The sequence below is a fragment of the Streptomyces sp. 150FB genome, from assembly GCF_000818195.1.
Lineage (GTDB): Bacteria > Actinomycetota > Actinomycetes > Streptomycetales > Streptomycetaceae > Streptomyces.
Window position 1 is genome coordinate 4,036,919 of sequence record NZ_JTHL01000001.1, and the last position, 7,639, is coordinate 4,044,557.

A 7,639-nucleotide genomic window follows, 5' to 3' on the forward strand; every position below is an offset into this window, starting at 1 on the left:
GGCGATCGCGGCCGTACCGTCGGTCGAGCCGTCGTCGACGACGATCAGCTCCCAGTCACCCCAGCGGTCGGGGTCCGCGCACAGGTACGCGCGGATGGCGTCGAGGGTGGGGCGGAGTCGGCGCTCCTCGTTGTAGGCGGGCACCACGACGGTCAGGTCAAGTACGGCCGTACTCGCACCGGTTGGCCCGGCACCGGATGGCGCGGCGTCGGATGTCGCGGCGTCGGACGCCACCTCCGACGCGGCCCCTGATTCAGCCTCCGACGGGGCCTCTGCCTCGGCCTCTGCCTCGGCCTCTGTCTCGGCCCCTGGCTCGGCCTCGGAAGCGCTTCCGGCCGCCATACGCGCCCTGTCCGCTCTCACCGGGGTGAACTCTCCAGTCGCTCCGCCCACTTGACGGAGTGGTCGTTGTACTCACCGATCACCGCACGCACCCCCGCCGCGTCACCGAGCGTCAGCGCGTCGACCAACTGCCCGTGTCCGCCCCACAACCACTCGTTCCCCTCGGGATCGTCCCGCAGGAACGGTACGGAGAACACCCACGCCTGGACGCGCATCCGGTGCAGGAAGTCGGCGATGTAGCGATTGGCCACCAGGCTCCCCAACTCCCGCCAGAAGCGCAGGTCGTAGCCGATGAGTATGTCCAGGTCGCCGCCGCGCGCGGCACGCGCCGCCTCCTCGGCCCTGCGCCGTACGGACACCAGCGCGGCGCCGTGCGCGCGGACCGCGAGGCCGTCGCCCTCCAGCTTGCGGAACACACCGTCCACTATCAGCGAGCGCGCCTCGACCATGCCCCGGTAGTCCTCGACCGAGAACTGGTGGACACGGAAGCCGCGGTGCTGGTCCGAGTCGAGTAAACCCTGCGCGGAGAGGTCGACCAGCGCCTCCCTGACCGGGGTCGCCGAGACGCCGTACTGCTCGGCGATCTGTTTGACGGTGAACTCCTGGAGCGGCAGCAGACGCCCTGCCAGCACCTCGTCACGCAGCGCGTCCGCGATCTGCTGCCGCAGCGTATGGCGGGTCACAGCTCCGCTGGCGGGCATGGTGTTCCGTCCCCTCGTCCGGCTCCGGTGTCCGGTTCGGGACACCTTACGACCTGGGGTCGCACCGGCCGGTGACGACGGCGGGCGCGACGCGTGAGGCGGGCCGGATCCGGCCCGCCTCCTGGGGCGCCCTGGGCCACGTTCCGGCCGCCAGGCCGTCACCGGCGGGCAGTCGCGCGCGTGTCACACCACGGGGCTCGCGTCACACCATGTGGCCGGTGTCACACCACCCGGCCCTCGGGGTCACACCGTGTGCCGGTCGGCGACGGAGAGCGCGTCGTCGAGGATCGAGAGCCCCTCCTTCGCCTCGGCCTCGGTGATGGTGCAGGCCGGGACCGCGTGCGTACGGTTCATGTTCACGAACGGCCACAGCCCGCCCTTCTTGCAGGCGGCGGCGAAGGCGGCCATCGGCGCGTTCGCCTCGCCGGTGGCGTTGTACGGCACCAGCGGCTCGCGCGTCTCCTTGTTCCTGACCAGGTCCAGGGCCCAGAAGACCCCCGTACCGCGCACCTCGCCCACACTCGCGTGGCGGTCGGCGAGTTCCCGCAGCCCGGGGCCGAGGACGTCCTCGCCGATGTGCGCCGCGTGCTCGACGATCTTCTCGTCGGCCATCGCCGTGAGGGTGGCGACGGCGGCGGCGCAGGCCAGCGGATGGCCGGAATACGTCAGTCCGCCCGGGTAGGGGCGGGTGGCGAAGGTGTCGGCGATGGCGGCGGAGATGGCGACGCCGCCGAGCGGCACGTACCCGGAGTTGACGCCCTTGGCGAAGGTCAGCAGATCCGGCACCACGTCGTAGTGCTCGGAGGCGAACCACTTGCCCGTGCGCCCGAACCCCGCCATCACCTCGTCCAGGACGAAGACGATGCCGTGCCGGTCGCAGATCTCGCGCACACCGGCGAGGTAGCCGGGCGGCGGCGTCATGATGCCGGCCGTGCCGGGGATCGTCTCCAGGACGATCGCGGCGATGGTGGCGGGCCCCTCGAAGGCGATGGTCGATTCGAGGTGCTCCAGCGCGCGGGCGCACTCCTCGGCCTCCGTGGAGGCGTAGAACGGCGAGCGGTAGAGGAACGGCGCCCAGAACCGTACGACCCCGGCCGTGCCCGTGTCGGAACCCCAACGGCGCGGGTCCCCGGTGGCGTTGATCGCGGTGTACGTACCGCCGTGGTAAGAGCGGTACGCGGAGAGCACCTTCGGGCGGCCCGTGTGGACGCGCGCCATGCGGATGGCGTTTTCGATCGCCTCGGCGCCGCCGTTGGTGAAGAAGATCTTGTCGAGGTCGCCCGGCGTGCGCTCGGCGATGAGGCGTGCGGCCTCGGAGCGTACGTCGATGGCGAAGGCGGGCGCGAAGGTGGTGAGTTTGGCCGCCTGCTCCTGGATCGCGGCGACGACCTTGGGGTGCTGGTAGCCGATGTTGGTGAAGACGAGGCCGCTGGTGAAGTCGAGGTAGCGGTTGCCGTCGTAGTCCCAGAAGTACGAGCCGTCGGCGCCCGCGACGGCGAGCGGGTCGATCAGTTCCTGGGCCGACCAGGAGTGGAACACGTGCGCACGGTCGGCGGCCTTGACGGCGGCGCCGGCCTCGGGGTCGGGGGCGACATGAGGGGTCATGGGCCCCAGGGTAGGGAGGGGCTGGTGGGGGCGGTATGGCCATCCTGTATGGCTTGGGCCACTTTGATCGGCAGGGTGTCGGGGGCGCGCGGGGCGTACGGGCGGGGCGCGCGCGGAGGCCCGGCGCATCCCGTCCAGCGCGGAGGCTCAGCGGGCCGGCGCCGACGCGGGCGCCGCCGTCGTACGGAACCGCGCCCGGTACGTCGACGGCGTCACCCCGAGATGCCGCAGGAAGACCCGCCGCAGCGACTCGTCACTGCCGAGCCCGCTGCGCCGGGCCGCCCCCGTCACGCTCTCCCCCGCCTCCAGCAGCGCCTGCGCCGCCTCCAGCCGTACGGACTCGACGTACACGGCCGGCGTACTGCCGACCTGCTCGTTGAAGAGCCGGGTCAGGTGGCGCGCGCTCAGCCCGCCGCGCCGCGCCAGGGCGTGCAGCGAGTGGTCGGCGGCCGGGTCGGCGCCGACCTCGCTCAGCAGCGCCCGCAGCGCGTCGTGCTGCGGGCTCGGGGTGCGTGCCGCGACCGAGAACTGCGACTGGCCGCCGGGCCTGCGCATGAACACCACCAGGTCACGGGCGACCTCGCGGGCGAGCGCGGCGCCCTCGTCGTCCTCGACCAGCGCGAGCGCGAGGTCGATGCCCGCGGTGACACCGGCCGAGGTGTACGTACGGCCGTCCCCGTCCCGTACGAAGATCGCGTCCGGCTCGACGGTCACCTTCGGATAGCGCCTGGCCAGGGCGGCGGCGTGCCGCCAGTGCGTGGTCGCGCGCCGGCCGTCGAGCAGCCCCACGGCGGCGAGCGCGAAGGCACCGGTGCAGACGGAAGCGGTACGGGAGGAACGGCCTGCCAGGGCCTCGACCGCCTCCAGGAGCCCGGCGGGCGGCGGCCGGTGCGGCAGGTCGTCGGACCCGGGGACCACGAGCGTGTGCGTCGCGGCGACGTCGGACACGGCGGCGTCGGCGCCCAGCCGGGTGCCGGTGGAGGTGATGACCGGGCCGCCGTCGGCCGAGCACACCGTCTGGGTGTACGCGGCGCCGAGGCCCGAGGCCGTACCGAACACCTCCAGCGGCGCGGCCACGTCCATCAGCCGAACGCCGTCATAGACGAAGACCGTGATGTCCTTGTGTGCTGCCCGCACTCCGCGCTCCATACCTGGACGGTAGCGCGGATCGATGGCCGGATGTGTGGGGTTCAGGTCCAGATAGACATGGCGGGAGTGGGGCGTCCGCACAGAGAGTGGGAGACGTCACACCACGCGTCTGCCCCTGAAAGGACCCCCGCCATGACAGAGCGCATCGCCGGTATCGAGATCCCCGACAGCGGCCTCGCGAACGAGGCCACCGAGCTGATCAGGGACACAACAGGACCGCTGCTGTACGCGCACTCGCGCCGGGTCTTCCTCTTCGGCTCGCTCCAGGGACGCAGGCTCGAACTGGCGTACGACCCCGAGCTGCTCTACATCGGCGCGATGTTCCACGACATGGGCCTGACCGAGGGCTACCGCACCTCGCAGCAGCGCTTCGAGCTCGACGGCGCCGACGCGGCGCGGGACTTCGTGCGGCGCCACGGCCTCTCGGAGGAGAGCGCGCGCATCGTCTGGACGTCGATCGCGCTGCACACCACGCCCGGGGTACCGGGCCGCATGGAGCCCGAGGTGGCGCTGGTGACGGCCGGGGTGGAGTTCGACGTGCTGGGGATGGGCATCGACTGCGTACCGACGACGGTCCGGGACGAGGTGGTCGCCGCGCACCCGAGGCCGGACTTCAAGCGGCGCATCCTGGCGGCGTTCACCGAGGGGAACGTCCACCGCCCGGAGTCGACGTTCGGGAACGTGAACGCGGACGTGCTGGCGCACTTCTCGCCGGGGTTCGTACGGACCGACTTCGTGGACGTGATCGAGAAGTCGGCCTGGCCGGAGTAACCGGATTACCCGGAGCAAGCGGGCCGTATGCGGCGGCGCCTCGGTGAACTCCTGTTCACCGAGGCGCCGTTGTGTGTTGTCGCCGCGAATCCGCCCTACCCTGTCCCCGGCGGCGCGTTGCGAGATGATCCAGGTCCGTGACGGGTGGAGCGGTACAGCCGTCGGAACCGGTTGGACGGACATGGCTAGTCTCCTCGTGCGGAGTCGGCCGCCGTCGTGTGCGGATGGCCGGCGTTGGACGCTCACCGGGTCAGTTCGTGACCTGTTCCGAGGTACGGGGAGGGCCGCAGGGCCATGGAGAAGCTGGCAGCAGGAGATCCACAACGCATCGGCGCCTACCGGCTGCTGGCGCGCCTGGGCACGGGAGGCATGGGACAGGTCTTCCTGGCACGCTCCGACCGGGGCCGTACGGTCGCGGTCAAGCTGGTCCGCAAGGACCTGGCGGAACGGGAACGGTTCCGGAGCCGCTTCCGCCAGGAGGTCGCCGCCGCACGGCGGGTCGGCGGCGCGTGGACGGCGCCGGTGCTGGACGCGGACACGGAGGCCGAAGTCCCGTGGCTGGCAACGGGGTACGTGGCGGGGCCCTCGCTGCACGAGGTGGTCTCGGGCGGCGGAAGCAGACCGGGCGCGAACGGCGACGAGCCGGGTACGGGTACGGACGCGGGCACAGGTACGGGTACGGGCGCGGGCGCCGACGCCTCGTCCGCAGGGCCTTCCGGCGGCCCCTCCTACCGGCACGGGCCGCTGCCTGAGCGTTCCGTACGCATCCTCGCCTCCGGCCTCGCGCACGCGCTCCAGGACATCCACGCGGCCGGTCTGATCCACCGCGACCTGAAGCCGTCCAACGTCCTGGTGACGATCGACGGACCGCGCGTCATCGACTTCGGGATAGCCCGTGCGCTGGAGACCGTCACCGAGGAAGGCCTGACACGGGCCGGCGACATGGTGGGGTCACCGGGCTTCATGGCGCCCGAACAGGTGCGCGGCGACCGGGTGACGGCGGCCTGCGACGTGTTCTGCCTGGGCTCGGTGCTGGCGTACGCGGCGACGGGACGGCTGCCGTTCGGCACGTCCGACAGCGGCGTGCACGCCCTGATGTACCGGATCACGCAGGAGGAGCCGGACCTCAGCCAACTCCCGCAGGGCCTTATGCAGTTGGTGCAGGGCTGCCTGCTCAAGGACCCGGCGAGGCGGCCGACCACCAAGGACATCCTGGCGAAACTGGACGAGACCCCGGACAAGGTCACAGGCCCGGGGAGCGAACCGTGGCTGCCGGGTGGCCTGTTGGCACAACTGGGCCAGCACGCCGTGCAGTTGCTGGAGTACGAGGACCCGACGGGCCTGATCCGCACGGAGCGGACCGAACTGGCCGAGGCAGCGGCGAAGCCGAAGGCGACACCGCCGCGGGCGACGACCGACACCATGACACTGCGCCCGATCACGGCGCCACTGAAGCGGCCCGGGACACCACAACAGGTGCCGGGCCCAGTGCTGCCCACACCCGGACCGACGACGCCCACACCGGCGCAGGCACCGGCCCACGTTTCACCGCAGGCACCGCCGCACGTATCACCGCAGGCACCGCCGCACGTATCACCGCAGGTGCCGCCCCAGACCCCGTCCCAGACGCCGCCGGGGTACGGCTATCCGCAGCCGGGGTACGGCTACCCGGGGCCCGGATCGGCGCCCGGTTACGGCTACCCGCAGCCAGGGTCGGGCGCCCCCGGTGCCGGAGCGGTCCCCGGATCCGGATACGGCTACCCGGGCCCCGGTTCGGGTTACGGCTACCCGGGCCCCGGCTCCGGCTCCGGCCCCGGCTCCGGCCAGGGCGGTTACGGCTACCCGCACACCGGCCCCGCGCCCCTCTACACCCAGACCCAGCCCCCCGCGCCCGAGCCGCCGAAGGGCCGCAGCTCCAAGGCCACCATCGCCCTGATCGCCGTGGCTGTGGTCGTCGCGCTGGGCGCCGGAGGCTCGGTGTACGCCCTCATGGGCAGCGACAGCCCCAAGGACGACAAGGCGTCCCAGGGGACCAGCGCGCCCCCGGCGAATGACCTGGCCCCCTCGGACTCGGCTCCTTCGCCGTCCGCTTCCCCGTCCGGTTCGCCGTCGCCGTCACCGTCGGCCGAGGACGGCGCGGTGCCGTCGAACTTCATCGGCACCTGGACGGGTGGCGTGTCCACCGCTTCGGGCTTCAGCCCCCGCAAACTCGTCATCAAGCAGGGCGAGGTGGGCGACACCATCCTCATCCTCACGGCGGACGGCCCCGGCGGAGCGAAGGTCGGCTACCACTGCGTCTTCGACGCCCCTCTGGCGTCGAAGCCGGCCCCGGGCGCCGCACTCCAGATCGGTCCGTCGACAGTCACCACCGGGGAGCCGATGACCTCCTGCACACCGGGCACACCGACCACACTGACCGTCCTCGCCAACGGTGATCTCCAGCGGGTCACGGCGGCCGGCGAGGCGGTGACGTACAAGAAGTCGGCGGGATAGCGGCCGGGTCCCCCGCCGGGCCCGCCGTCCGGGCTGTCACATTCTCCCCTCGCGGTCCGTCAGTGCGGTAGGAGCACCTACCACCACCCGACGACGACCAGCGGGACAACGACCCGGCGGGGAGTATGCGGCGTATGGACGGCCACGACCACCACGACCACGACCACGAGTTCCTGGCGGAACGCTTCGAGGCGCACCGCTCGCACCTGCGGGCGGTCGCCTACCGGATGCTCGGCTCACTCAGCGAGGCCGACGACGCCGTGCAGGAGTCATGGCTGCGGCTCAGCCGCTCCGACGCCGAAGCCGTGGTGAACCTGGGCGGGTGGCTCACCACGGTCGTCGGGCGGGTGTGTCTGGACATGCTGCGCACCCGGGCGTCACGGCGCGAGGATCCGCTGGACACGTACGTGCCCGATCCCGTCGTCAGTCGCGCCGACGGCACCGCCGGATCCGACCCGGAGCACGAGGCGCTCATCGCCGACTCGGTCGGGCTCGCGCTGCTCGTCGTACTCGAAACGCTGCCGCCCGCCGAGCGGCTCGCGTTCGTCCTGCACGACATGTTCGCCGTCCCCTTCGAA

General features: G+C 72.1%; 7 protein-coding genes. 3 read left to right on the top strand and 4 right to left on the bottom strand.

Features of this window, described 5'->3' with window-relative positions:
* The 4 genes from QR77_RS47440 to QR77_RS17225 form a co-directional block, all read right to left on the bottom strand.
* Positions 1-342: glycosyltransferase (locus QR77_RS47440; RefSeq protein ID WP_201778810.1), on the bottom strand; the 342-nt coding region annotated here is incomplete at its 3' end.
* Between the two features lie 17 nt (positions 343-359).
* Positions 360-1,043, bottom strand: a complete 684-nt coding sequence (locus tag QR77_RS17215; protein WP_040022738.1) for a GntR family transcriptional regulator — start codon at positions 1,041-1,043, stop codon at positions 360-362.
* Positions 1,044-1,286: 243 nt separating this feature from the next.
* Positions 1,287-2,648: an aspartate aminotransferase family protein gene (locus QR77_RS17220; protein ID WP_040022740.1), complete on the bottom strand. Its 1,362-nt coding sequence runs from the start codon at positions 2,646-2,648 to the stop codon at positions 1,287-1,289.
* A gap of 147 nt (positions 2,649-2,795) precedes the next feature.
* Entirely contained in the window at positions 2,796-3,797 is a 1,002-nt protein-coding gene (locus tag QR77_RS17225; protein ID WP_040022742.1) for a DJ-1/PfpI family protein, read from the bottom strand.
* 132 nt (positions 3,798-3,929) lie between these two features.
* On the opposite strand from QR77_RS17225, the gene QR77_RS17230 reads away from it, so the two are divergent.
* The 3 genes from QR77_RS17230 to QR77_RS48725 form a co-directional block, all read left to right on the top strand.
* Positions 3,930-4,568 carry an HD domain-containing protein gene (locus tag QR77_RS17230; RefSeq protein ID WP_040022748.1) on the top strand — a complete coding sequence of 213 codons (639 nt, stop codon included), beginning with the start codon at positions 3,930-3,932 and terminating at the stop codon, positions 4,566-4,568.
* A gap of 294 nt (positions 4,569-4,862) precedes the next feature.
* Positions 4,863-7,061 (top strand): serine/threonine-protein kinase, encoded by a 2,199-nt coding sequence (locus QR77_RS17235; RefSeq protein ID WP_040022750.1) that lies wholly within the window; start codon positions 4,863-4,865, stop codon positions 7,059-7,061.
* A 134-nt stretch (positions 7,062-7,195) separates the two neighbouring features.
* The coding region (locus QR77_RS48725; RefSeq protein ID WP_040022752.1) for a sigma factor at positions 7,196-7,639 on the top strand (444 nt) is incomplete at its 3' end.

Bases quoted from the DNA above. Each gene is read 5' to 3' on its own strand.
- QR77_RS17215 (WP_040022738.1), bottom strand. From the start codon at position 1,043: ATGCCCGCCAGCGGAGCTGTGACCCGCCATACGCTGCGGCAGCAGATC.
- QR77_RS17220 (WP_040022740.1), bottom strand. From the start codon at position 2,648: ATGACCCCTCATGTCGCCCCCGACCCCGAGGCCGGCGCCGCCGTCAAG.
- QR77_RS17225 (WP_040022742.1), bottom strand. From the start codon at position 3,797: ATGGAGCGCGGAGTGCGGGCAGCACACAAGGACATCACGGTCTTCGTC.
- QR77_RS17230 (WP_040022748.1), top strand. From the start codon at position 3,930: ATGACAGAGCGCATCGCCGGTATCGAGATCCCCGACAGCGGCCTCGCG.
- QR77_RS17235 (WP_040022750.1), top strand. From the start codon at position 4,863: ATGGAGAAGCTGGCAGCAGGAGATCCACAACGCATCGGCGCCTACCGG.